The organism is Terrimonas alba, from assembly GCF_042434975.1.
GTDB lineage: Bacteria > Bacteroidota > Bacteroidia > Chitinophagales > Chitinophagaceae > Terrimonas_B > Terrimonas_B alba.
Window position 1 is genome coordinate 178,111 of the sequence record NZ_JBHMQM010000006.1, and the last position, 25,358, is coordinate 203,468.

Sequence of the window (25,358 nt, forward strand, 5' to 3'; positions counted from 1 at the left end):
ATTCAATTTATTGTTGCCAGCTACATCGCCCTGATCATCTTCGTTGCGTCGCACCCTTGTACATCCGGTCCGCTACTGAGCATTTGTCTGAACCTTGACCTGCCTGCCGGTAGGTAGGTTTGGGGTGATTTGATTGATTATTAGGATTATATCTCTATCCCATAAATCCCAATAATCTACCCCAATCCCCGTTCAGACCATTCAACCGCCTGCGAATTTAGCGGATTGCAAATAAAGAAGGACAGGCTGATTTCCAATGGCCTGACTTATCCACAGGTGGGGGATAAATATAGAAGTTTCACTACCGCCATTTAAATAACTGGCCCTTCATTTTGAATATTTATGATAGCGACTATTTTTACCCTCTTAAATAATTGACCATGAAATCAAGACTTCTGCTGTTAGTTCTCATCTTTTTAATGTGTTTCAAGCTACATTCTCAAATTCAGTACAAAGTGAAGGCTGGAATAAATTTAGCCACGTTAAAACGGGACTACGGCAATGTACCGTCTGAAGGAAGCCAAAGATCACAGGCGGGTCTCCAAATTGGGGGAATAGCCGAAAAAAGGATAATTAAACAGCTTCATCTTACTTCTGAATTATTATATACACAAAAAGGACAAATGAATTTAAACCCAATTCGATACTTCAGCGGTGCTTCTGTTAAACTGCATTATTTAGAGTTGCCCGTTCTGTTTAAATGGAAAAGCAACAAAAATATTTCTTTGGCAGCGGGGCCATCTGTTTCTTATTTGATAAAAGCTGTTGACCGGTATCTAAACGAAAGAACAAACTATACCGAAGCATATAAAAAGATAGACTTTGGGATCAATGGTGATATATCATATGGAAGAGAAAAACTTGGAATAGGAGTGCGATATACTTATGGATTTAATAAAATGAACATGAACTATAAACAGACTGATCCTGAATTTCCTTCCGACTGGAATTCTCTTCTCTATGGACGAAACCAGGTATGGCAATTTTATGCTACTTATTCGCTATAGCATCGTTTATCAAAGAATACCTTTCAAAATATTATTTCAAACATTCATTCAATCCATAGATCTTTTTGAGCCGCTGCCGGTATTTCCTCACCGGCAACCGGTCTGTAGTAAACTCTGAATACCAAAGTAAATTTCTTAACCCGTGCGGTTGATAAAAAACACCAACCCCGGTGTAAAATTAACGACCACGACCAATTAGCGTTTGAAACAATAGACTAATGCTTAAACAGGAAATAAAAATAAGAGCCTTAAATATTGAAGATGATGAAGTTCATTTTCAAATCGACTTGACTAATGGCATTAATTCAACAAGAATAGACTTTTATGGTTACAAGGACGAATTTGTAAATTTTGCTGAAGGACTTTGTTCGTTTCCAAAGAACATAGAGAGTGAAGTAAAATATGAACTTGGCGAGCAAGGTGACAAATGGGCGTATTACATTTTACTGCGAATATTTTGTTATGAAAGGAACGGACACTCGGCAATTCACATCAAGGTTGACAACAATAGAAGAGAACCTTATAAGAATGAAAGCGAATTCTATATTTTAACAGTTCCAGCTTCAATTAACAAATTCGGACAAACACTAAAAAAATGGAACCCAGTTGATGAAAACGAACTAGAATGGACACCAGAATGAAAAAAGCCCGAACCTATAAGGCGTTTGCTCAAAAGCAACGACACTAAAAAAACAGCCGAAGCTGGTTTTAACTTTGATGTTCAATTTCTTTTTAAGAATTGTACCAGGGCCAAACCCTAATAGCGGTTGTAATCAGAAAAACAGCCGCAATGACTAAAGTAGCCACTACGTTTTCATTGTGCAAAATGGAGTTGAATTTTTTCATACGCAAAGAATTTAAGTGAACAATAGATTAAGCGTCTCAGCGGGAAACGGAATGATGAAAACAATTAAATCTTTGTTTACAAGGGCGGGCTGTATAAAGCTAACTGATTCTTAACTGCCAACAGCATTTTTTTTTCAGGACAAAGCTTCATACAATACCTCCACCGGGTGCAATGCTTTTCTGCCGGTGCCATCCTTTACCTGGTGACGGCAACTGGTACCGGGTGCAGCAATGATCGTATGTTCAGCCTGCTTACGAACAGCAGGAAACAATACCAGCTCTCCTATCTTCATCGACAGCTCATAATGTTCCTTTTCATAACCAAAAGAACCGGCCATACCGCAACAGCCCGAAGGGATCACTTCTACCGAATAATTTTCTGGCAACGATAACAGCTTTACCGACGGGGCTATAGAAGACAAGGCCTTTTGCTGGCAGTGCCCGTGCAATTGAATCTTTCTTTTTTCTTTGGTGAACTGCCCGGCACTGATATTTCCCTTTTCAATTTCGCCGGCGATAAATTCGTCTATCAAAAAAACATGTTTGGCCAGTTGTCTTGCCGTGGTCAAATGTTCGTCATCAGCCAGGTCAATATACTCATCCCTGAACGTAAGAATAGCGGATGGTTCTATACCTATCAGTGGCGTATCCTCAGTGATCAGTGGGTGCAATAAGGCAATGTTCTTATTGGCGATCTTTTTGACTTCGCGGATCAATCCTTTCGACATCCATGACCTGCCACTTTCAATATGTTCCGGTATTGCCACTTCATAGCCTAATTTCTCCAGCAACAAAATGGCTTTGATGCCAATCTCCGTATCGTTATAATTTGTAAACTCATCGCAGAACAAATAGACTTTGCGCTTTCCGCCTTCTGCCTTCTGACTTCCGCCATCTGACTTCTGACGTTTCTTTTCATACCAGCTTTTCAAAGTTGTTTTATACATCGTGGGCATGGATCGTTCTGCGGCAAAGCCGGAGATTTTTTTAATCAGCCTGCTGATGCCACGGTTAGTCATCATAAAATTATAGATACCGGGTGCTATGGCTCCCAGCCTCGCCGATTTGGTAAAATTGGCAATCAGCTTCGAACGAAAAGGAACACCATTGGCATCATAGTAATGCTGCATGAACTCAGCTTTCAGCTTGGCGACATCCACATTGCTGGGGCATTCCGATTTACAACCTTTGCAGCTCAAACAAAGATCCATCACCTCGTAAATCTCTTTATGATCAAAACGGTTAAGCTTATCGGAGTTTGTCAAAAACTCTCTCAGTATATTGGCCCTTGCACGGGTTGTGTCTTTTTCATTACGTGTGGCCATAAAGGAAGGGCACATCGTCCCTCCCGATAAATGTGTTTTACGGCAGTCCCCTGACCCATTGCACTGCTCGGCATGTTGCAATACATCCTGGTTATGAAAACGAAAAACGGTTTTGAATGCTGGCGTTTGCTGGCCGGGTGTATAACGCAGCATCGTATTCATTGAAGGCGTATCAACGATCTTGTTGGGGTTAAAAATATTATCAGGGTCCCAGCTTCTTTTTACCTCTTTCAGCAGTTGATAATTTTTTTCACCGATCATTTGCCGGATAAATTCACCCCGCAACCTTCCATCGCCATGTTCGCCACTTAAGGAGCCATTGTATTTCTTAACCAGCGTAGCAATTTCTTCTGCAATCGTCCGGAAGAGCTGGTTGCCTTCTTTGGTTTTAAGATTAATAATAGGACGTAAGTGTATTTCACCGGAACCTGCATGCGCATAATGCACCGAAAACAAATTATGCTTCTCCAATATTTTGTTGAAATCGCTGATAAAATCCGGCAGGTCGTTTACATCTACCGCCGTATCCTCGATCACCGGCACGGCTTTATCATCGCCCGGCAAATTGCTCAGCAATCCTAAACCGGCTTTTCGCAATGTCCATATCTTTTTCGAATCGTCACCAAACAACAACGGAAAATGATAACCCAATCCTGCGGCCCGCATCTCTGCTTCTACCTGGTGCGCAATAGCAATGACTTCTTCCCTGTTTCCCCTGGCAAACTCCACTACCAATATCGCACCGGGGTCACCTTTGACAAAAAAACGATTTTTGATTTGCTCTTTGTTCTCCTTCGTGCATTCCAGGATATAATGGTCGATCAGTTCACTGGCGCTGGGTTTATATTTTAATGCAATCAAATTGGCTCTTAGTGATTCATCAATCGAATTAAAATGCACGCACAACAAACCCACTTCTTTTGGCGGCAACGGAACTACATTCAGTTTTATCTCGGTAATAAAAGCCAGAGTGCCTTCAGAACCCGCAATGAGTTTGCAAAAATTAAAATCAGGCTCACCGGCTGTAAAGGGTGCACTGTCCAGCAATACATCAATGGCATAACCGGTGTTTCTTCTCTCCACCGTTTTCTTGGGAAATTCTTTTCGGATCTCCACCTGGTTTTCATAATTACTCAGCAGGCTGCGCACCGACCGGTAAATAGCTGCTTCCAGGTTGCTGCCTTCACATTTTTGATGAAACTCATCTATGTTCAGCGATTTAAATTCCGTTTCACTGCCATCACTGAGCAGTGCCCTTACTTCCAGCAAATGCTCTCTTGTACTTCTGTACACTACCGAATTGGAACCACATGAGTTATTGCCCACCATACCGCCGATCATTGCCCTGTTGGCGGTGGAAGTTTCGGGCCCAAAGAAAAGACCATGCGGTTTCAGGAACATGTTCAATTCATCACGGATCACGCCGGGCTGCACCCGCACCCATTTTTCTGTAGCATTCAATTCGATGATCTGTGTAAAATATTTGGACACATCCACGATAATACCGTTGCCCACCACCTGCCCCGCCAATGAGGTGCCGGCCGTTCTGGGTATCAGCGATGTTTTTTCAGTCCTGGCAAAATGGATGAGTTTTTTAATATCGGCAACCGACCGCGGCACTGCAACTGCCAACGGCATCTCCCGGTAGGCCGAGGCATCGGTGGCATATAAAGTACGGATCGTGACATCATCATACAATTCTCCTTCCAATTCACTGGCCAGGCGCCGCAGTTGTTCTTTCATTGATCACTGGTTTATTCATCATAATGACCTGATCCCGAATGGAAACAAATCATGAAGTTGTTGTAGTCGAAATTTTTGCAAATATATTAAAATGGGGCTCAGGTTTGCCGGTTGGATATTTGGTCTTACAGAAGTTAATCTGCCCCTATTGCACAAAGTAGTTTGCAGGTTTCGGACTAAAATGATACAAAAAAAAAGTGGCAGCTTATATTGCTGCCACTCCTAAACAAATTTTTCACCTATTTCTTTTTCATTGTATCCATAGCCGGCATTTGCTGCATCCATTTCATCATCTCTCTTGGTTCCATAAATCCCCAATGTTCTACTGCTTTGCCGTCCTTGAATCTGACAACCTCGATTGAACGCATATCATACGGCCCGGCAGGCATGCCCATAGAACCATCGCTGGTGCCGGTAAATCGCATCCAGGAAAACACATATTCATCATCGGCAAGGTCTTTAATAATTTCCATTTTCATATCCTTATTAGTAGCATGCATCACCTTTATCATGGCTTTGAGACTATCTCTCCCCATATCCCCTCTTTCTGTATGATCAACGAAATCACTTGCTACTACACTATCAATTTTACTAATATCCCCTGTTTGAAAAGCATCACTGACAACATGCGAGGCAGCGATATTTTTCTCTGCCTGGTCACTCATTTTACCAGCACCCATTTTATCATCGCCAGCTTTGTTATTGCAGGACATGCAAAAAAGAAATAAGCATGATGAAATTGCTAGAAGGTACTTTTTCATGTTACGTTTTTATTTAGATTTAAAAAAAACATGCAAAGGGTAGGATTGATTTGTAAAACCTCAAGGAAAGAAGTAGAAAAAGGTCCGGCTTGTAAAGAAAGGTTAAGGTAAACAAATTTATGTAAATAACCTCGGAAGAAATAGTCGCATTAATGCTGGCAATGATTGAAGCTAGTCACGCTACATGGTGCCATTGCAACCGGTCTGTAGTTAACTCTGAATACCAAATCAAATTTCCCTAATCTACGTGTCTGGTGAAAAAACCATTCCCACAAAATAACAGCATACTTTGTTAGCTAACTTTCCTTCAACACCCCCTCCACCGTCTCATAAAACTCCTTTTTAAACTCTTCATAATATCTCCCACTCCCCGGCCCATAAAAAGAAGAATGGATTTCCCTCACTGTTCCATCCCTGCCGAGAAAGATCGTCGTGGGAAACGCTTTTATCGGCGTTAGTTGCGGCAATGTTTTTTCGGTACGTAAAGAATCACCAACAGCTACTCCCGTTATCAGCATCGGATATTTTACATCAAACAATTGCTGGAACCGCCTCACACTTTTCTGCGATCGTTGAAAGTCGGTGCTGTATTCATAGGCCAGTGAAACGACCTCTACTCCCCTGTCCCGGTTCTTGTCATAGTAATCACTCAGGAATTTTGTTTCATCCAGGCAATTGGGACACCAGCTTCCCATAATTTGAATGATGACCACTTTATTCTTAAACCGATCATCATTGATAGAAACTTTATTGCCATCAATATCACTGAAGGCAAAATCCAGTTTTGAATAGCCTTCTTTCAGTTGTGGCTCATTTCCTTCCGGTAAACGGGCTGTTTTATTTCTCTCGGCTGTCCAGCTTTCCTTACCGGCGATACCCGAACCAAAAAATCCGCCGACAATTTTATTATTACCGGCAACTTTTGCAGAAAAAGTATAAGCATGGGCGCCGTCAAAAGTCGAAAGTAATAACCAATCACCCGTAACAATTCCCTGCAGGTAGCGGTAATCACCCGTAGGTGTAAGGAATGTACCGGTTAGCTGGTTTCCTTTTTGAACAAATTCAGCAACGGCTGGTCGTGTTGTACCGTTCGGTCTTGTAATGGTCACCGCCCACCGGCCACTGATATTATTCTTTGCAGCGCCATGTATTGCATCAAATCTTTTTTGCCCCGGAAGAGCTATAAATGGCCATTGCTGCGTTTTGCCGGCTATAGCTTTCAACCATATTCCTTTTAACGAACCATCTGGTTGCACCTGCGCTTTGAACTCCGATTCAAATACCGGCATCCGAAAGGTAACGGAATCGCTATTTATGTGTAGATCGCGGACTTGTATCTTTTCTGTGGCATTGATGATGTACAATTGAGTTTGATTACCGGTGCCTTTTATTGCCATATTGAAGACAACTTCTTTTCCATCTTCCCGGTACAGAATGCCACGATAATCACCAGTCTTCGGTTGGGCATTCGAAAAAAATGAAACAAACCATAACCCGGCTATAACGAATAAGATCTTCATGCATCATCTTTTGAAATGCAATACTAGAATAAAACAGTGAGTAAGGAGGTATTGCACGACATAAAAAACTGTTTAATTGTTTCGTCATCCATAAAGCCAGTGCATAAATTCCGGGGTATCATAAGCAATAATTTCTTAACTTATGCATCAAAAAACTAAAGCTTGCATCCTGATAAATTGTTTTAGCGATAGCTCTTCTGAGAACCTGTTTGAGCTTTTTGTGATCCTGCTTAGTGCTCTTTGTGATGGTTTTTCTTTGTGGTCTCTGTGGTTTATTTAAATCTTTTACCAAAAAGCTCACAGAGTTTTTCGCAAAGAACACAAAGCATACATATGTACAACTTTAAAAAATAAGATTTAAACAGTTTCTTAGCAGCAATGTTATTTCAATCTTGAAACCTTAATTAAACAGGAATGAAAAAAACTGTCTGTCTACTTTCACTCCTCTCCGGTTTGGTTTGTCTCTCATCCTGCAAAGGAAAGAATACAACACTTACAACACAATCCATCAGTGACCTTAATCTTAAACGGGGGGATGTAGTGGTATGCGGCCCGGCGGACAAACAATTTGGAACCGTTGAATTCACTACGTCCTGTTCTCCTAACACCAAAAAGGATTTTGACCTCGCTATTGCCCTGCTGCATTCTTTTGAATATGACGAAGCGGAAAAAGTATTTGCAAAGGTGATTGAGCAGGATCCGGAATGCGCAATGGCCTATTGGGGTGTGGCGATGTCAAATTATCACCCGCTTTGGGCGCCGCCAACTTCACAGGAGCTGGAAAAAGGAGCAAAAGCTATTACTATGGCGCAATCGCTTTCCCAACAACAGGGTGTCGAGACTGAGTACATCAATGCGATGGCTTTGTTTTATAAAAATTGGAATACAACAGATCATCGTACCCGCAGTCACAATTATCGGAATGCGATGGAAAAAATCTATACTAACAACCCCGCCAACAAAGAAGCGGCTATATTTTACGCATTAGCACTTAATGCAACGGCAGATCCGACCGATAAATCATTTGTCAATCAAAAAAAGGCCGGCGACATTCTCACGGCATTATACCCCGAAGGTCCCAATCATCCCGGCATTGTCCATTATATCATTCACACTTATGATTACCCTGAACTGGCAACCCTGGCATTACCTGCTGCAAGAAAGTATGCAGCCATAGCACCTTCGTCAGCACATGCACAACATATGCCTTCGCACATTTTCACCAGGCTTGGGTTATGGGATGAATGTATTCAATCGAATCTTGTGGCGGCATCGTCCGCCAAGTGCTATGCTGAAAACGCAGGACTGAAAGGTCATTGGGATGAAGAATTGCATGCACTGGACTATCTCGTGTATGGTTACTTGCAAAAGGGACAAAATAAGCAGGCAAAAGAACAATGGGATTATCTCAGGACGATCAAAGAAGTTCACCCGATAAATTTTAAAGTGCTATATGCCTTCGCTTCCATTCCTTCGCGGTATGTACTGGAAAATAAATTGTGGAAAGAAGCAGCCAGCCTGGAAACCTACCCAGCCAACTTTCCCTGGGAAAAATTTCCATGGCAAAGAGCAATCATTCATTTTACCCGGCTGCTGGGTAATGTTCATACCGGCAGGCTGGATTCAGCAAAGATGGAATTAAGAAAAATGCAAATACTTCGGGACACATTACTGGGACAAAAAAATGTTTACGAAGCCAGCCAGGTTGAAGTGCAGATAAAAACAGGGGAAGCCTGGATATTTTTCGGTGAGGAAAAAAATGAGGAAGCAGTAAAGTTGATGAACACTGCTGCCGGGCTGGAAGATAAAACAGAAAAACATCCTGTCACCCCAGGTGAAGTACTCCCGGCAAGAGAACTGTTGGGCGATATGTTGTTACAAATGAACAAGCCTGCCGGTGCATTAATAGCCTATGAGGCTGATCTGAAAAAACATCCCAACCGGTTTAATGGTTTGTATGGAGCAGCACTTGCCAGTGAAAAAACAAACAACACAGAGAAAGCAAAATATTACTACGGACAATTACTAGCCGTTGCAAATTCTTCTGATGCAAGCAGGGCTGAGTTGAAGCAAGCAAGATCGTATTTGAAAAAATAACTAACCTGCGCTTTTTGATTAATATCGATCAAAGCTACTATCTAATAGGTTTGAATCTTAAAATGTTTCTTATATTTTTGAGACCATTCCACTTTCCAAACCCACTAACATTTTAAATCATGATTATTTACGGAACCAGATCTAAAGAACTTGCCAAACAAGTATTAACCGACAAATGTCCTAACTGCGGCACGCAGAATAGCATTGAAATATATGTTTTTCAGAAATATGCCCATGTTTTCTGGATACCGCTTTTTCCAATGAGTAAAACAGCCCTGAGCCATTGCGACCATTGCAGGCAGGTGTTAAAAGAAAAACAAATACCCTCCGCATTGTTATCGTCTTATCTTACTTTAAAAGGACAAAGCAAAACCCCTATGTGGACGTTTTCAGGACTGGCTCTGATTGTAGTCCTTGTAGCATTCGCATTCGTAAGTGAAAAAAAGAAAGAGGAAAAAAATGCAAAGCTGATTTTGTCGCCACAAAGCGGCGACATATTCGAAGTCAAAACAGAAGATCATCAATATACTCTTTATAAGGTGGATGGCCTGCGGGAAGATTCAGTTCTTATTCGGGTTAATAACTATGAAACAAATAAAGTGACCGGGTTAGGTGATCTGAAGAGAAAGGGTGAAGCTGCTTATTCAGAAGATTTATTCGCTATTCATAAAAAAGATTTGCAGCAAATGCTCGACAAAGGTGAAATTATGGATATTGAAAGAAAATAGATGACAAAACTGAATTTCTTTATTCATTCCTACAAGGGGGCTGTGTATTTTATTATCTATAGAATAGAGCCTGAAAAATCGTCTGCAATTTTTTATTCGAGCGCCAGATTCATTGATTATTTGCACAAAAAAACCAGCCCGAAAGCTGGTTTTTGAATTCAGTGTCACGTCAATTCAGGAATTGACAATAGCCCATACCGTAATAATAGCCGTAATCAGGAATACAGATGCGATAACGATTGTGGCTACTACGTTTTCATCGTGCAATAAAGAGTTAAGTTTTTTCATACGCAAAGAATTTAAATGTGAACAATACAATATTGCGTTTCAGAGGGAGACGGAACTGTGGAATTAAATTCTATGCTTTCAGAGGGAGGCTACAACACAAAGTTATCAAATTCCGGGGCGTCTCCAAGAGATTTTTTGCCAGCAGCCCCTGGTCGAATTGAAAAGCCGGAGTCTTTTCCCTGCCCGGTTCTCTTTTCCTGATAAGATTGAAGCCGGTTGTTTCTTATGCGCCAGGTCAGGCTTTATCCGGGTCCCGATACAGCGGGGATATTATTTTCGGCATCATCACCTTCCCGAAAGCGGGCCGAAACATTTGCACAAAAACTTAAACGGCATGATTGTTCCTACCTTTATTAATACAATCTGGTATAGTTCTTTAAATCAAAAAACAAAGGAGGCTTTATGAAAAAATTCTTGTTTTTTGCCACCGCATTAATCTTTTCCTGTCATCTTTCACTATTAGCGCAAAATCCTTCCGGCATGACCCACCCCACAAAAAGCCATGTGATGATGAATACAACCGACCTGAAATGGGAGGATGGCCCGCCCGGTCTTCCTAAAGGTGTAAAGGTTGTTGTTTTAGAAGGAGATCCCTCCAAGGAAGGCATGTTTACACTCAGGGCTATAATGCCAGCCAATTATAAGATACCGGCTCACTGGCATCCTACTACGGAACATGTCACCGTACTGGAAGGCGATCTCTACATGGGCATGGGTGAAAGTTTAGACGAACAAAGGGCAATACAGCTCAAGACAGGCGGATTTTCTTCCTTGCCCGCAAAAACGGCCCACTATGCTTTTACCAAAGAAGGCTGTACGATACAAGTGCATGCCATGGGGCCTTTCGAGATCACCTATATTAATCCGGCCGATGATCCACGCAAGAAATGAGAATCAGGAAAAAGCAATTCATAAGAGGCTGTCTCAAAAGTATTTTCCCGCAAGGATCTAAGAAAGCCAAAGAACGCTACGATTTGAAAACTATTGATTCGTCGGTTTTCACTTTGCGTTCGCAGCGTGAAATTATTAAGCATTTGAGACGGCCTCCTGATTCTTTCTCATCAACGGAGAAATTAAGCCGGTAAGTTGAGTTGGCATCATTCATTCAACAGTTTTTTTGTCTGGATAAATACCGAAACTTTTATCATTTCCTTTAGACATTTTGTCAAATGAACTTATTGATCCGGTGGTTTATTGTCGTAGCTTAGATCAGGATTTAGCCCGCCCTGTAAAACTTCAAAGCTTCTCTCTTTCGAAATCCTTTCTATGGATAAGCCGGATTTCAGGAACAATCAAAAACACACATATATGAAACCTTTCTACCTGCTTATTGCATTTATAGCAACCAGTAGTGTTGCCCCTGCACAAATGGAAGCAGGAGTGTCATACTCCCTGTCGCTTCCCTTGCAGGAAATGCACCAAAATATCAAACCGGTGCACAACATGAATTTCATTTTGATGTCACCCTTGAAAAAAATTAAACAGCTTTCTGTTGGCGTGGAAGCCGGCATTGGCCAATATGCTTTTTTCTCCAAAGACCAGGATATCCGCTTTCCCGATGGATCGGGTACTACCACCGAAGTAACTTATAGCAGCAATGTAGCTACCGCCGGTTTAGTAACCCGCTTTCAATTACATAAGGAAGCAAAATGGAATCCCTACCTGTCAGGTAGGTTGGGTTATGCAAACTTTTTCAGCAAAGTAATTGTCGCCGATCCTGAAAATGAAGATGACTGCAAGCCACTCGACAAAAAAACGCCAATCCGCGATCATAGTTTTTTTGCTGAATATGGCGTCGGCGTACGAATAGATGTAAACAGCAAGAAAAAACCAAACAACGCCTGGATCGATTTCTCCATCAACCAGGCGCATGGAACCAGGCTTAACTATATCAATGTAAAAGACATTAAAGAACATGTGCATAACGATCCCAATAACCCGGCACCGCTTCCCGATAAAACTATTCCACTAAACATTCGCTTTGTCAATGTATCCACACAGGCTATTCATGAGCATCAACTGGCGGAAGTATATAATAGCCCTTTGCGCCTGCTCAACCTGAAAATTGGAATGATCTGGCGATTGAACTGTGAATAAACTTTCGTTTTCAAATACTATTTTTTTTGGCGGCTTTGTTTAAAAAAACAAAGCCGTTTTGTTAACTAGTGCAGTCAAAAACGATATTTTATCAGCACCTCTTTTAATACCAAAAACTCAATACTATATTTGCCCGCCATCTTATTGCATTATTTAATAACGAACCAACTTATGACCCATTTAAAAAGATTGTTCTTTGTAATTCCTGTGATATTGTTATTTCCCGGCTGCGCTTCCATCGTTAGTAAAAGCAGCTGGCCTTTTTCAGTTACTACAGAGCCAGAAGGCGCCCGGGTTTCCATTACTAATAAAAGGGGTAGAGAAGTATTCCGGGGAAAGACGCCTGTCGCTATGAAACTGAAATCAGGAGCCGGATTTTTTGCCAAAGAATCATATACCATCACCCTGCAATTGAATGGCTACGAAACGAAAAAAATAAATGTAGAATGCAAGCTCAACGGCTGGTATTTTGGTAATATTTTGATTGGCGGGCTGCTTGGCTTTCTCATTATCGATCCTGCAACGGGAGCCATGTATAAACTCGAAAATGATGGGATCATCGAAACGCTGGATCGTGCCTCCGATGCCGGCAATGCCTCTTTGAAAATTTTAGACAAAAACCAGCTTAATGAAAAGCAACAGCAAAAACTGGTAAGAATAAATTAATTATTAAACCAGGTTTTCTGACCTGGAACATTATGTTCCGGCAAGAACTTTGCCTTTCGATATAAAATAAGAGGAAATAAATTTTTAAATTATTTTCCACTTGCTGTCCAATCGAGTCTGGTCCGATTGTTATACTGGTATAAAATCAATTCAACAATCTAAAATCAGAACATTATGGATGAGTTTATGCTGATCTTCCGGCATGAGGATGGTAACAAGGTAGCCTCACCGGAGCAAATTCAAGTTTGGATGAAGCAAACCATGGACTGGATAGGCGGAATTGCTGCTCAAAACAAGTTCAGCCATGGCAATGGCCTTCCTTTTGAGGAAGCAAAAGTGGTACATTCCGACAAAATGGTAACCAATGGTCCTTTTGGCGACATTAAAGAAACGATTGGCGGTTACGTTGTTGTAAAAGCTGATTCGGTGGATGAGGCGGTAGAGTTTGCCAAAGGCTGTCCTGTGTTACAGGGAGAAGGTAACACGGTAGAAGTGCGAAAGATCGTAAGACACTAAAACCTGCAAATGCCCCTGTACATTTGCAGGGGCATTTTTAATTATGCAACAGCAGGATTTAATACCGAATCTATTCCGGACAGAGTATAGAAAAATTGTGTCCGTGCTCTGTAAACACTTTGGTCTGGCCCAAATAGAAATTGCAGAAGATATTGCCAGTGATACCTTTCTCACAGCTGCGCAAACATGGCCACTTAACGGTATTCCCACTAACCCTGTTGCCTGGCTTTATACTGTGGCAAAAAATAAAACCAAGAATCATTTAAAACGGCATCATCTTTTTGAAAGTAAGATTTCAAATGAATTGGCAATAAGCTCCACACCGTTTCAACAGGATGAAATTGATTTGTCAGCACAAAACATTCATGACAGCCAGTTGCAAATGATGTTTGCCATTTGTCACCCCACTATACCTCCGGAAGCGCAGGTAGGTTTATCACTTCGTATTCTTTGCGGTTTTGGCATCGAAGAAATAGCCAATGCATTTTTAACCAATAAAGAAACGATCAATAAGCGGTTACAAAGAGCAAAAGAAAAACTAAGAGAAGAGAAAGTAGCCATAGAAATACCTGGAATAGCTGAGATGAACAAGCGACTAGAAGCCGTATTAAGAACTATTTATTTATTATTTAGCGAAGGATATTACTCCAGCAGCCAGGATGCAACGATACGGAAAGATCTGTGCCTGGAAGCAATGCGGCTTTGTACCATGCTGGTTGAAAATAACAATACGAACCTGCCGGCAGCAAATGCGTTGCTGGCACTCATGTGTTTTCACGCCTCCCGCTTTGAAGCCCGGCTGGATAAAAAAGGTGAATTGATCTTATACGATGAACAGGACAGCAGTCGTTGGAATGGTGAATTGATAGGCAAAGGCGCCCGCTACCTGCATGATGCCAGCATAGGGGATAAACTTTCAAAATATCACCTGGAGGCAACTATTGCCTATTGGCATACGCAAAAAGCCGACACACCTGAAAAATGGGAGAGCATTTTGCAACTTTACAACAGGCTGCTTCAACTGGAGTACTCTCCTATTGCCGCACTCAACCGGACATATGCTTTATCAAAAGCAAATGGCAAGCACACCGCCATTATCGAAGCAGAAAAATTACAGTTAATCGATAATCATTTCTATTTTGTATTGTTGGGTGAGCTTTACACTGATGTCGATAATGAAAAGGCAAAAACAAATTTCAAAAAAGCTCTTGAACTGGCTAAAACACAACCGGACAAGTTGAGCATTCAAAAGAAATTACATAAGTTGGTTGAACAATACTAAAGAAAGTTTGTTCCTGTATTTATTCAATTATCAACCATGAAACATATACCCACTTTATACGAATGGGCCGGAGGAAAAGAAGCTTTTGAAGAATTAACCCGTGTGTTCTATGAAAAAGTTTTAAAAGATGAACTACTGGGGCCGGTTTTCAAAAACATGTCAGCCGAGCATAGCAAGCATGTCGCACATTTTATCGCCGAAGTGTTTGGCGGCCCTCCTCTTTATACAAATGGTGATAAAGGAAACCATGCGACCATGGTGGCGCATCATTTAGGCAAAATGCTGGATGAGGCAAAACGAAAACAATGGATAAAACTTTTGCTGGATACGGCAGACGAAACGGGTCTTGCCAATGATCCTGAATTTCGTTCAGCATTCGTGGGTTACCTCGAATGGGGAAGCCGGATTGCTGTCATAAATTCAATTACTACAGCCAATCCAATCAACGAGAACGAACCCATGCCAACCTGGGGCTGGGGTGAAACAAAAGGTCCTTATCAGCCATAAATACGGGTTCACCCGTGATAGACTCACCGCTCTGCCCTCATTTGTATTTTGACCATTTTTAAATAATCAGTGGCTGTAACAATACCAGCTAAGTTGCTTTCCGCCTGCAAACATATATTTCCTTATCTTGTTTAGATGAATGTGTCTTTATTGCAGGTGATCCTTTCTATGCTTGCCGGCATAATGGTGATCATTTTTTTAACTACACGGTCAAAGCTGCCCGCATTTTTTGCCATGTTGATAGCCTGTCTTATTACCGGGTTAGGCATTCAACTATCCCTGCCTGAATTGATCGCTATTTCTAAAACAGGTTTTGGAAATACCATGCAGTCACTCGGCTTCCTGATTGTATTAGGAACTTTGCTGGGCCTGTTACTGGAGCATACAGGCAGTACCAAAGTGATGGCGGAATACATTCTAAAAAAGGCTGGTGAAAAAAATGCTTCGTTAGCACTTGGTATTACCGGCTTCGTTGTTGGCTTACCGGTATTTTGTGATTCCGGGTTCATTGTACTTAGCGGTTTAAATAAGTCGATGATCAAAAGAACAGGAATCCCGGCCGTTACCATGAGTGTATCACTGGCCTCTGGTTTATACGTGGTGCATTGCCTGTTGCCGCCGCATCCGGGAGCCGCGGCAGCGGCAGGTGCTATCGGTGCCGATATTGGTAAAATAATTTTATTCGGAATCATTATTGCTTTTCCGGTAATGCTGGTTGGTCACTGGTGGGCGGCATATACAGGAAAAAAAATTGCGCATTCGGCATTGGACGATGAAGAAATTATTGTTGAAAACAAAGTATACCCGCCCGTTCTCCAATCTTTCCTGCCAGTGATTGTGCCTATTGTACTGATCGCAGCAAGGTCTTTTTTTATTACAACTCCTCATGCATTCCAGCCATGGATGAAAAATCTTCTTGCATTAGGTGATCCTGTTATTGCATTGTTGATAGCCGTACTATTGGCATTAACAGCACAAAAAGGTTGGCAGAAAGGGAGTATCAGTAAGTTAATGCATGAAGCCCTGGAAAAAGCCGGCACGATCTTATTGATTACCGGCGCCGGCGGCGCATTTGGAGCCATATTAGCTTCCACCAATATGGGGAATCATTTCGCTTCGATGCCATGGTTAAGCAGTATTGGCATATTCTTTCCGTTCCTGCTGGCATTTATATTAAAAACAGCACAGGGTTCGTCAACCGTAGCTATTATTACTGCAGCTTCTATTGTATTGCCCTTATTGCCGGTGTTGGGTCTTAATTCAGAAAATGGAAAACTTCTTTGCGCATTGGCCATGGGCGCCGGATCAATGATTGTGTCACATCCTAATGATTCTTATTTCTGGGTCATTGCCAAATTCGGCGGCATCGATATGAAAGCGATGCTGAAAGTATATTCCGTTGCCACTATCATCATGGGACTAATGGCCATTTTGTTGATTTGGATCTTGTCATTTGTTATTATGTCGTAGATAAATCAGTAAACAGTTTAATTTTTAAAAAAGTACGAGGCCCATTTAGTGAGAATAAAAATTATTTTCAAGTACTCATTACTCATTCTGTACGTTTAAAAAAGCATTTAAACATGTCCTTTGCTAAGCAATTACCTTTAATCATTACCAGCCTGGCAATTACAATTAGCCAGTCATTGGAAGCACAAAGTACAACGAACACCACCCCGGTTCGTATGGCAGTCGCCGGTATCACACATGGACATGCTGGTTTTATATTAGGCCGAAAACCTAAGTCAGATATTATGTTGGTGGGTATCTATGAGCCAAACACTGACCTCGCGAAGCGATACGCCAAATCATTTAACATAAACCCGGCCCTGTTCTATACAGACATGGAAAAAATGCTGGCAGCAACAAAACCTGAAGCAGTAGTAGCATTCGGTTCTATCTATGAACATATGGCGGTTGTAGAAGCCTGTGCGCCCAAAGGCATACATGTGATGGTGGAGAAACCGATGGCTACCAACCTTGCACATGCCTTAAAGATGGAGCAGCTTGCGAAAAAGCATAACATTTTGTTGCTCACAAATTATGAAACGTCATGGTATCCTACCACCGAGAAAGTATACCAGTTAGCCAACGACAGTAATTACATGGGCGCAATAAGAAAAGTAGTGATTCACGATGGTCATAAAGGGCCGAAGGAAATTGGCGTAAATAAAGAATTTTTGGATTGGCTAACCGACCCCATACAAAATGGCGGCGGCGCTTTGATCGATTTCGGTTGCTATGGCGCCAACCTGATGACTTATTTGATGCGTGGCGAAAAACCGGTTTTTGTCACGGCCATTACCCAACAATTTAAACCGGATATTTATCCAAAAGTAGATGATGAGGCAACCATCATTGTCACTTATCCATCGGCGCAATGCATTATCCAGGCCTCCTGGAACTGGCCGTTTAGCCGAAAAGACATGGAGGTGTATGGCGAAACAGGATATGCTATCGCCGTCAACAACTCCATACTGCGTTTAAAAAATAAGGAAGCTGAGCCGGAAAAAACCTTACAGTTAACCGCAAAAGAAATGGGCGTATATGATGACCCGATCTCTTATTTCGCAGATGTAGTGAGAAATAAAATTCAAATGCCGGCATATGGTTTGTACTCACCAGAAAACAATGTAATGGTAGTGCGGATATTAGAAGCAGCAAGGGAGTCAGCCAAATCAGGAAAAACAATTATGCTTTCCAATTTGCGGTAAGCAATCCTGTTCCGAAATTATCATTTCGCAATAAGCATCATCTCAAAAAGCAGGTGTTGATTAATTACTTCTTCTCATCATCGAAAACATTCAACCGCTGATGATTGGTATTGCTGGCGATATACAACGCAAAGCCTGCAATAGCTGTATCCTTCAGCAAATTGGTGAAGTTCATCCGCTTTTCTACCAGGTCCCCGGCCTGTGAATAATTGGGCCAGTGTATCAATATCACAAACAGGATAAGCATAGCCGCCAACAGGTAACCCGCAAGGGATACATAACGGTTGATGATAAAAGAAATAGCTGCGAGGATAAATGCAGCACCAACAAAATAAACCCAAATAACACCACCTGGCAGATAGGTGGGCACAAAACTCATCATCTCCTTCGGGTATTTAAAATGCTGTATACCAAAAACGATCATTACAATGGCCAATAGCCAAACGGCTATGCGTGAGATAATGTGTTGGTTCATAAAAAGAGCTTTTGATGCTTTTAAGTTACACACTTTCCGGCATTTATTAAACAGCTTTTTTTACACAACATCTTTTGTGGGTTAACGGTAAGAGGAAACCGTTAAAAAACTCAGCGGTTAGTTTAATTTTTCTACTTCAACATTTCGAAGATTGTTGAGTTTATACAACACCTCGTCCAGCCTGTTTTTGGGGATACCGATTTGTAAAGAGCAAAATAAATTCATCTCCTGGTTGGTAAGCTGGCAATCAAATTGCTTAGCGATCATCATCACCTCATTCATCTGTGTATAGTCAAATTGCAGGCGGTATTGAATCAACACAGGTTTTTGCACCAATGGTGTTACCTGCAAAGCCAGCGCCGCTGCACTCTTATAGGCGTTGATCAATCCGGGCACACCCAGTAATGTACCGCCGAAATACCGGGCGACAATGATCAAAACATTGGTCATTTGTTTACTGTCTATCTGGCCGAGTATGGGCCTGCCGGCAGAGCCTGAAGGTTCTCCATCATCGCTGACACGATACGTAGTACCATCCAGCCCTATCCGATAAGCGAAACAGTGATGAGTAGCTTTGGGATGCTCTTTTTTAACAAGAGCTAATTTTTCCTTGAAGTCATTTATATCAGCAACCGGGAACGCAAAGCCAATAAACTTACTACCCCGGTCCTTAAATTCAGCTGTTGAAGGTTGTTCAATCGTGTTGTAATAATCAGGAATCAATTTGTATTCGTTTAAATATGTTGATGGTGTCCTCCTGCAGGCTCAAGGTTTTTTTCAGTGTAGCATTTGATAAACAGGGAGCCTGCAACCCTTTGTCATCATGTTCAACAGCCTGCGTTGTGCTTTGAATAATCCGGGCTTCATCAAACAACTTCTCCCTGATAAAGCATTGTAATAAGCTTGCACCGCCTTCCACTAAAACACTTTGGATTTTCATTTGGTACAATGCCTGCATCATTTGACTGACTACACTCCCTTCTCCGTTTAACCGGCAATAGAGAACACTGCCGGTTTCCTCTTGTTTGATTGAATTAAAGATTATCGTTCGTGGGTTGCCTTTAAATATATTAAGAGAAGAAGGCAATCGCAGGTTGATATCCAGTACAAGTCTCAAAGGTGATGGGCCAGTAAAAAGCCGGTTGGTCAAAGAAGGATTATCCAGCAAAGCCGTATTGGTGCCGACCATAATAGCGGCCTCCTCGCTTCGCCATTTGTGAACAAGCCGGTTACTGTAATCATTGCTTATGAGCAACCTTTTATCAGTGCCGGAAGAAATTTTGCCAGCAGCCGTCTGGGCCCATTTTAATATAATGTAAGGTCGCTGTTGCTGGTGAAAAGTAAAAAATCGCTTGTTAAGCTCCTTTGACTGTTTTTCCAGGATTCCCGTTTCAACCTGAATGCCTGCTGCAATTAGCTTTTCTATCCCCTTTCCATTCACTTCTTTAAAGGGATCCCGGCAGCCTATTATTACTTTCGGAATGCGATGTTTTATAATAAGGTCAGCGCAAGGCGGCGTCTTGCCAAAATGAGCGCAGGGCTCCAACGAAACGTATAATGTTGATTTCGGAACAAGATCTTCATAACCATATTCAATAGCCTGGTGAATACAATTCACTTCCGCATGAGCTTCACCATATCGCTGGTGCCAACCTTCACCAATGACCTTATCTTCATATATCAGCACCGCCCCCACCATTGGGTTGGGGGCCACATAGCCGGCTCCCAGTTTCGCCAGTTGCAGGCATCGGGTCATATATATTTCGTGGGCTGTCAATACGTCTAAATTAGCCTGCAAATATAGCCGTTTCCCCGTCCTGCTTATCACTGCTCATTCACCGCTTAATTGTAAGTTTGCCACTCCCGTAGAACGGGTCAAGTTATGACTATTCAGGAAGCAAATCGTGATCTAAGGGCAAAACTCCAATCCATCTATGAAAATGGAGAGGCTGAAACTATCAGCGAATGGATAATTGAATCATTGACCGGAATCAAAAGAAACGACCGCATTTTTCAAAAAGACAAACTGCTCAATGCTGACCAGGAACTGCAACTGAAGCAATGGACCGAACGGCTTTTACAATATGAACCGGTCCAGTATGTGCTGAATGAATCCTGGTTCTGCGGTTTGAAATTGTATGTTGATAAAAATGTACTGATCCCAAGACCCGAAACCGAAGAGTTGGTGGAATGGATTATTTCGGACTGCAAATTTCCGGTCAACTCCCTGTCCATTCTCGATATAGGAAGTGGCAGCGGTTGCATCCCTATCGCATTAAAAAAAAGATTGCCGAAATCGCAGGTTTGGAGCTGCGATATCAGTGAAGGAGCCCTGGAAGTGGCTAAAAAAAACGCTTCAACGCTCGGCATCGATGTTAACTTTCTCCTGCTCGACTTTTTGAATGAAAAAGAAAGGAACACACTTCCCAAATTTGATATCATCGTCAGCAATCCGCCTTATATCCCTGTCAAAGACAGACTAACTATGCATCGCAATGTGCTCGACTTCGAGCCGGGCACCGCACTTTTTGTTCCCGACAATGACGCCCTGGTCTTTTACAAGGCCCTGGCTGATTTTGGAAAAACGCATTTAAACAAAGAAGGTTTTATCTATGCCGAAATTCATGAGAATCTTGGAAAGGCAACGAAGGACATGTTTGAAAGCAACGGTTACACATCCACAATTAAGAAAGACATGCAGGGCAAAGAAAGAATAATCAGGTGTTCTGTTAGTTAATTGATGCGAACGTATTCTGTTTTGAATAGGACGCCATTAGATGTAGTTGAAATGACCAGTTTATCACTGTTGACTGTTTCAACCCTTCGAAGTTCATTGCGGCTGCTATTTCCATAACTGTCTGCCTCAAACTGCAATAACAGCTCTCCTGATGAATTATCAAATGAATAGGTTCCGGCACCACCGGGAACATCGGTGTAAAAACTAAATTCAGCATTGGGGTTGAATGTAACAATCTCGTTGAAGCGGGTCACCGTTTCCCAGCCAAAACCTCCGGCAGCCGGGTCGCTGTAAACGGCAGTATTTTTCCATTTGCCGACTATAGCGGGACTTGTTGATTCTTTTTTACAGGAAATTGTGGCAAGTATAAGTAAGATCAGGCAGGTATACAGGATTTTGCTTTTCACACATTCGGAGTTTGGAAAGGCAAAATACTAAATTGATCTATAAAACCGGCTAGGACTTTCCCCCGTAAGAATACGTAAAGCTTTTATCTCACATTCGCTACCACCTTGGCCCCAGCTTTTTTAGCTGATTGCATCAGGCGGAACACTTCACCGTAATAAGAGATAGTATCTGCATTGATAACAACAGAAGGCGTATCCACCTGCAATCTCACCCGGTCCACTTCTCTCTTGATAAAGCTGTCAAGCAATGCCGGGGGTACTTCTTTATGCCCGATATAAAATTTTTGATCCTTGTCAATTGAAACGACGATATTCTGTTTGGCTTTTGTATCCTTTGTTCCGCGTGGATTATTCACTTTCACGACGTTCGGATTTGCCATCGTAGAAATGATCAAAAAGAACATCAATAATATAAAGATGATGTCATTCAGCGAGTCTGTAAACACCTCCGATTCCTGCGTTAAGCTCTTTCTAAGATTCATTTTTGCGTGTTTAATTACTTGGTAGGTTCCTGTAACACATCCAAAAAGTCTGCAGCCGAAGCTTCCATCTTATTAGCTGTTCTGCTGATCTGCGCATGCAGGTAATTATAACAAAGGAAGGCAATCAACCCAATCACCAAACCTGTGATAGAAGTGATCAATTTTGTATAGATACCCTGTGAAATAACAGCCAAATTGATGTCGCCACCCGCCTGGTTGATCTGCGAAAACAACTGCATCAATCCCATCAGCGTACCTACGAAACCAAAAATGGGAGCCGCTCTCGACACCACGGTTAACATGCCCATATTTTTCTCCAGCTTATACATTTCCAATTGGCCCACATTATCCATGCTGCTTTCAATGGCGTCAATTGGTTTACCAATCCGTTGAATGCCTTTTTCAATAATACGTGCAACAGCGTTGTTGGTATTTTTTGCAAAACTTCTTGCCGCTGTCATATTCCCGCTAACAATATGATCACGGATAATATTCATGAAATTACTGTCGATTTTTGAAGCATTGCGGATGGCAATATATCGTTCAGCAAAAACATACACGGTCAATAACAGCATCACCCCCAGCGGAATCATGATCCAGCCACCCATATAAATCAGGTCAAAAAAACTGATTGTTTTTCCTGCCGCAGTTGTAGCAGTTTGCTGAACAGCCTGGGTTAGGGTATCGCCGATCTGTAAAAGGTCAAACATAGATATTCTCTTTTAAGTGGGTAAAAGTAACTAACGATGAATAAATACAATTTCAAATATTATCAACAACCCTGAATAACGTCATTGCTTTCTGTCATTCAACACGAATGAACGAAAAAAAAGATGCCACGTTGTACGCAAGCCTAAAGTTTTGGAGTTCTTTAACAAGAGAAAAGCTTCAGAGGTTCCAAAAGTTTAAAAGGTTTAAGAAGTTGATCCAACCTCTTAAACCTTTTAAACCTCTTAAACTTTTAAACCTTAGCTGGCTGCACCTGCCTGCTTGACCATCAATGCCTGTATTTGCTTCATGGTGGCTTCCATTCCTTCTGCACTTCCATCAAGAAATATCACATTTCCTTTTCCATATTCTGCAAAATTCTTGATTGCCTCGGTCCACATACTAAAAAGAATAACATTGGTGTCAAGATTGGCCTGCTTCATTTGTTCGGCTGCTTCCGACATACCTTTTGCTACTTCCTGGCGGAACAATGCTACACCCTGTCCCCGCAATTGAGCAGCGGTTCTTTCTGCCTCGGCGGAAATTTTTATAGAATTTCCTTCGGCTTCAGCCGCTTTTGTTTTTGTGATTAATAAAGCCTGGCCTTCGTTTTCTGCAGCAGCCTTTAAATTGTTTGAAGCAACTACCTTACTCATAGAGTCAAGGATTACTTTATCAAATGTAATATCATTAATCTGCAGATCCAGCAAATGATAACCCCAGTCCTCCAACGTGTGATCGATCTCCACTTTTACATATTCGACAATTTCGCGACGAAGTCCCAATACTTCCGCTTGCTTTTTGGTAGCCACAAACGAACGGATATTTCCTTCAATCGTCCTGATCAATGCCTGCATCAGGTCTCTATCACTGATAAATTTAAAGGCTACTTTTTTTATCGTTTCTTCATTAGCATTTTGAACCGCAAATAACATCATCACTTTAAAATACACATTCGCCTGGTCCTGCGTGACTGCCTGGAATTCCAATTCCACCGAACGATTTTGAATGGATAGTTTCTTATAGATCTGTTCTATGATGGGAATCTTAAACCGAAGTCCCGGTCCGGCGATCCTCCTGTATTTTCCAAACATCGTAACCACGGCAATCATACCCTGGTTTACCGTATACAATCCACTGAAAAAAATAATTACCAAAAGAATGACCCACCAATAAGTGGCAAGAAAATTTGCGATATCCATTTATTAAAATTTTTAATATTCGTAAAGATAGCGTAAAAGAGAAGTATTAAAAGTTATTCCCGCAGATAGAGAAATATCTCAACCCTTCTGTTGCGTTGACGCCCGGCTGGAGTATTATTGTCAGCTACCGGCCTTGATTCTCCCCATGCACGGGCAAAAACCCGGTTGGGCTTTACAAAAGTTCGTGAAGCAAAATAATTGAGTACTGTCTGAACCCGTGCGGAAGAAAGCCGGTTATTTAATTCCTCTGTGCCCCTGTTATCAGTATGACCCTCCACCACTACTGAGTCCACTTTTTTCCCCACAGCGTTTAAGCAAAAACTATCCAGCAGTTCATAGCTTTCTCTTTCCAGTTCAGCTTTACCTGTTGCAAACAAAACCTCCTGGAGGATCAGTGTATCAACTGTTAGAATTTTATTGGGTTCAAGCACAACAGGCATAGGACTCCTTGCTTTCCCGCTCCGTATTTTTCTTCGCAAAAAATCATGCCGCTCATCCTGGTCATAAATAGCTTCCATGGAAGAAAGCCAGTCGTCGCATAATTTTTCATTTTGGTTTAATGGCAGTAGCGAAACAAGATCGACAAAGGCAAAAAATCGATTTTCCATAGGAATACCTGTTTGACCGGTAATATCCCGCCTGGAAAAATTGCCAATTGTAATGAACGCTTCATCTCCATTGGCAGTATAATCATAAAGAACACGCTGCCAACTGCTATCAGTTTTAAAACTTTTGACAGCTTCAACAAGATAAAATGAAGGCCTGACCTGTTGCAGCGGCCTTCTGTCCAGTAAAAAATCAGAAGAAGTAAAATAAACGCCAATACTGTCAAGAATGGCGTGAGGCGATTTGATATAAAATTCCAGCCTGTATTTATTGCCTTTTCTTAACCCACATAGCATCTGACTTCGGATAAATGTACGTTTATAAGGTTTCTTTGCATTACCCGCTTCGATAGACATGCAATGAGAACCTTCATAGGCGCGGTCTGCATCCTTGAAATAATTATTAAAAACGTCGTCATTGATCAGCCATGCTTCAGGCGCACAGTTTACATGATACTCGGAGCAAATATTTTCTTCTTCAAAGCTCCCGTTCAATAAAAGATTTTGTGAAAAGGAAAAAAAGGGAAAAAAAATAGCTAGTGTAAAAAAGAAGCAATACCGGGACAGTAAAGAAACAAAATCAAGTTTCATTGTATCGTTTGTATCACAGGATGGCATCATCAATACTTGCCATGGCTAATGCGA

Annotated in this window: 24 protein-coding genes; 13 read left to right on the forward strand and 11 right to left on the reverse strand. The window is 41.7% G+C overall.

The genetic code is table 11. From position 1 onward, the window contains the following. Positions 1-419 precede the first annotated feature (419 nt). The gene (locus ACFEL9_RS18005) at positions 420-1,007 is read left to right on the forward strand and encodes a porin family protein (protein ID WP_385893678.1); all 588 of its coding nucleotides are present in this window, start codon (positions 420-422) and stop codon (positions 1,005-1,007) included. A gap of 218 nt (positions 1,008-1,225) precedes the next feature. Beyond that, complete coding sequence (locus tag ACFEL9_RS18010; protein WP_385893087.1) at positions 1,226-1,648, forward strand: hypothetical protein; 423 nt, start codon at positions 1,226-1,228, stop codon at positions 1,646-1,648. Positions 1,649-1,987: 339 nt separating this feature from the next. Here the strand turns inward: ACFEL9_RS18010 and ACFEL9_RS18015 are convergent, their stop codons facing one another. The 3 genes from ACFEL9_RS18015 to ACFEL9_RS18025 form a co-directional block, all read right to left on the reverse strand. Then, positions 1,988-4,921, reverse strand: coding sequence for an FAD-binding and (Fe-S)-binding domain-containing protein (locus ACFEL9_RS18015; protein ID WP_385893089.1), 2,934 nt, complete (start codon positions 4,919-4,921; stop codon positions 1,988-1,990). A gap of 239 nt (positions 4,922-5,160) precedes the next feature. Then, positions 5,161-5,682 carry an ester cyclase gene (locus ACFEL9_RS18020; protein WP_385893092.1) on the reverse strand — a complete coding sequence of 174 codons (522 nt, stop codon included), beginning with the start codon at positions 5,680-5,682 and terminating at the stop codon, positions 5,161-5,163. 296 nt (positions 5,683-5,978) lie between these two features. Next, the gene (locus ACFEL9_RS18025) at positions 5,979-7,202 is read right to left on the reverse strand and encodes a peroxiredoxin family protein (protein ID WP_385893095.1); all 1,224 of its coding nucleotides are present in this window, start codon (positions 7,200-7,202) and stop codon (positions 5,979-5,981) included. 414 nt (positions 7,203-7,616) lie between these two features. On the opposite strand from ACFEL9_RS18025, the gene ACFEL9_RS18030 reads away from it, so the two are divergent. From ACFEL9_RS18030 to ACFEL9_RS18075, 10 genes are all read left to right on the forward strand, one after another. Continuing rightward, positions 7,617-9,299 carry a tetratricopeptide repeat protein gene (locus ACFEL9_RS18030; protein ID WP_385893098.1) on the forward strand — a complete coding sequence of 561 codons (1,683 nt, stop codon included), beginning with the start codon at positions 7,617-7,619 and terminating at the stop codon, positions 9,297-9,299. A gap of 119 nt (positions 9,300-9,418) precedes the next feature. Beyond that, positions 9,419-10,027 (forward strand): zinc-ribbon domain-containing protein, encoded by a 609-nt coding sequence (locus ACFEL9_RS18035; RefSeq protein WP_385893101.1) that lies wholly within the window; start codon positions 9,419-9,421, stop codon positions 10,025-10,027. Between the two features lie 690 nt (positions 10,028-10,717). Then, on the forward strand, positions 10,718-11,206 hold the full coding sequence (locus tag ACFEL9_RS18040) for a cupin domain-containing protein (protein ID WP_385893104.1): 489 nt from the start codon (positions 10,718-10,720) through the stop codon (positions 11,204-11,206). 417 nt (positions 11,207-11,623) lie between these two features. Beyond that, positions 11,624-12,412, forward strand: a complete 789-nt coding sequence (locus ACFEL9_RS18045; RefSeq protein ID WP_385893106.1) for a hypothetical protein — start codon at positions 11,624-11,626, stop codon at positions 12,410-12,412. Between the two features lie 171 nt (positions 12,413-12,583). Further along, positions 12,584-13,078 carry a peptidase associated/transthyretin-like domain-containing protein gene (locus ACFEL9_RS18050; RefSeq protein ID WP_385893109.1) on the forward strand — a complete coding sequence of 165 codons (495 nt, stop codon included), beginning with the start codon at positions 12,584-12,586 and terminating at the stop codon, positions 13,076-13,078. Between the two features lie 174 nt (positions 13,079-13,252). Next, on the forward strand, positions 13,253-13,594 hold the full coding sequence (locus tag ACFEL9_RS18055; protein ID WP_385893112.1) for a YciI family protein: 342 nt from the start codon (positions 13,253-13,255) through the stop codon (positions 13,592-13,594). Positions 13,595-13,697: 103 nt separating this feature from the next. Further along, a complete protein-coding gene (locus ACFEL9_RS18060) occupies positions 13,698-14,876 on the forward strand; it encodes an RNA polymerase sigma factor (RefSeq protein WP_385893114.1) in 1,179 nt (392 codons plus the stop codon). A 36-nt stretch (positions 14,877-14,912) separates the two neighbouring features. Next, positions 14,913-15,383, forward strand: coding sequence for a group II truncated hemoglobin (locus ACFEL9_RS18065; protein WP_385893117.1), 471 nt, complete (start codon positions 14,913-14,915; stop codon positions 15,381-15,383). Between the two features lie 135 nt (positions 15,384-15,518). After that, positions 15,519-16,853: a GntP family permease gene (locus ACFEL9_RS18070; protein ID WP_385893119.1), complete on the forward strand. Its 1,335-nt coding sequence runs from the start codon at positions 15,519-15,521 to the stop codon at positions 16,851-16,853. A 113-nt stretch (positions 16,854-16,966) separates the two neighbouring features. Then, positions 16,967-18,097 (forward strand): Gfo/Idh/MocA family protein, encoded by a 1,131-nt coding sequence (locus ACFEL9_RS18075; protein WP_385893122.1) that lies wholly within the window; start codon positions 16,967-16,969, stop codon positions 18,095-18,097. A gap of 64 nt (positions 18,098-18,161) precedes the next feature. Here the strand turns inward: ACFEL9_RS18075 and ACFEL9_RS18080 are convergent, their stop codons facing one another. The 3 genes from ACFEL9_RS18080 to ribD form a co-directional block, all read right to left on the reverse strand. Continuing rightward, positions 18,162-18,572, reverse strand: coding sequence for a DoxX family protein (locus tag ACFEL9_RS18080; RefSeq protein WP_276503558.1), 411 nt, complete (start codon positions 18,570-18,572; stop codon positions 18,162-18,164). Between the two features lie 117 nt (positions 18,573-18,689). Then, positions 18,690-19,295, reverse strand: a complete 606-nt coding sequence (locus ACFEL9_RS18085; protein ID WP_385893125.1) for an IMPACT family protein — start codon at positions 19,293-19,295, stop codon at positions 18,690-18,692. Next, positions 19,285-20,370, reverse strand: a complete 1,086-nt coding sequence (gene ribD / locus ACFEL9_RS18090; RefSeq protein WP_385893127.1) for a bifunctional diaminohydroxyphosphoribosylaminopyrimidine deaminase/5-amino-6-(5-phosphoribosylamino)uracil reductase RibD — start codon at positions 20,368-20,370, stop codon at positions 19,285-19,287. Before ribD ends, ACFEL9_RS18085 begins: the two co-directional genes overlap by 11 nt. 84 nt (positions 20,371-20,454) lie before the next feature. On the opposite strand from ribD, the gene prmC reads away from it, so the two are divergent. After that, positions 20,455-21,309, forward strand: coding sequence for a peptide chain release factor N(5)-glutamine methyltransferase (gene prmC, locus ACFEL9_RS18095; RefSeq protein WP_385893130.1), 855 nt, complete (start codon positions 20,455-20,457; stop codon positions 21,307-21,309). Here prmC and ACFEL9_RS18100 read toward each other — a convergent pair. From ACFEL9_RS18100 to ACFEL9_RS18120, 5 genes are all read right to left on the reverse strand, one after another. Then, complete coding sequence (locus tag ACFEL9_RS18100; RefSeq protein WP_385893133.1) at positions 21,306-21,716, reverse strand: hypothetical protein; 411 nt, start codon at positions 21,714-21,716, stop codon at positions 21,306-21,308. The genes prmC and ACFEL9_RS18100 overlap by 4 nt on opposite strands. A gap of 83 nt (positions 21,717-21,799) precedes the next feature. Then, the gene (locus ACFEL9_RS18105; protein ID WP_276503563.1) at positions 21,800-22,198 is read right to left on the reverse strand and encodes an ExbD/TolR family protein; all 399 of its coding nucleotides are present in this window, start codon (positions 22,196-22,198) and stop codon (positions 21,800-21,802) included. 14 nt (positions 22,199-22,212) lie between these two features. Beyond that, positions 22,213-22,908 carry a MotA/TolQ/ExbB proton channel family protein gene (locus ACFEL9_RS18110; protein ID WP_385893136.1) on the reverse strand — a complete coding sequence of 232 codons (696 nt, stop codon included), beginning with the start codon at positions 22,906-22,908 and terminating at the stop codon, positions 22,213-22,215. Between the two features lie 258 nt (positions 22,909-23,166). Further along, the gene (locus ACFEL9_RS18115; protein WP_385893139.1) at positions 23,167-24,108 is read right to left on the reverse strand and encodes an SPFH domain-containing protein; all 942 of its coding nucleotides are present in this window, start codon (positions 24,106-24,108) and stop codon (positions 23,167-23,169) included. 53 nt (positions 24,109-24,161) lie between these two features. After that, a complete protein-coding gene (locus tag ACFEL9_RS18120; RefSeq protein WP_385893141.1) occupies positions 24,162-25,304 on the reverse strand; it encodes an OmpA family protein in 1,143 nt (380 codons plus the stop codon). Positions 25,305-25,358 lie beyond the last annotated feature (54 nt).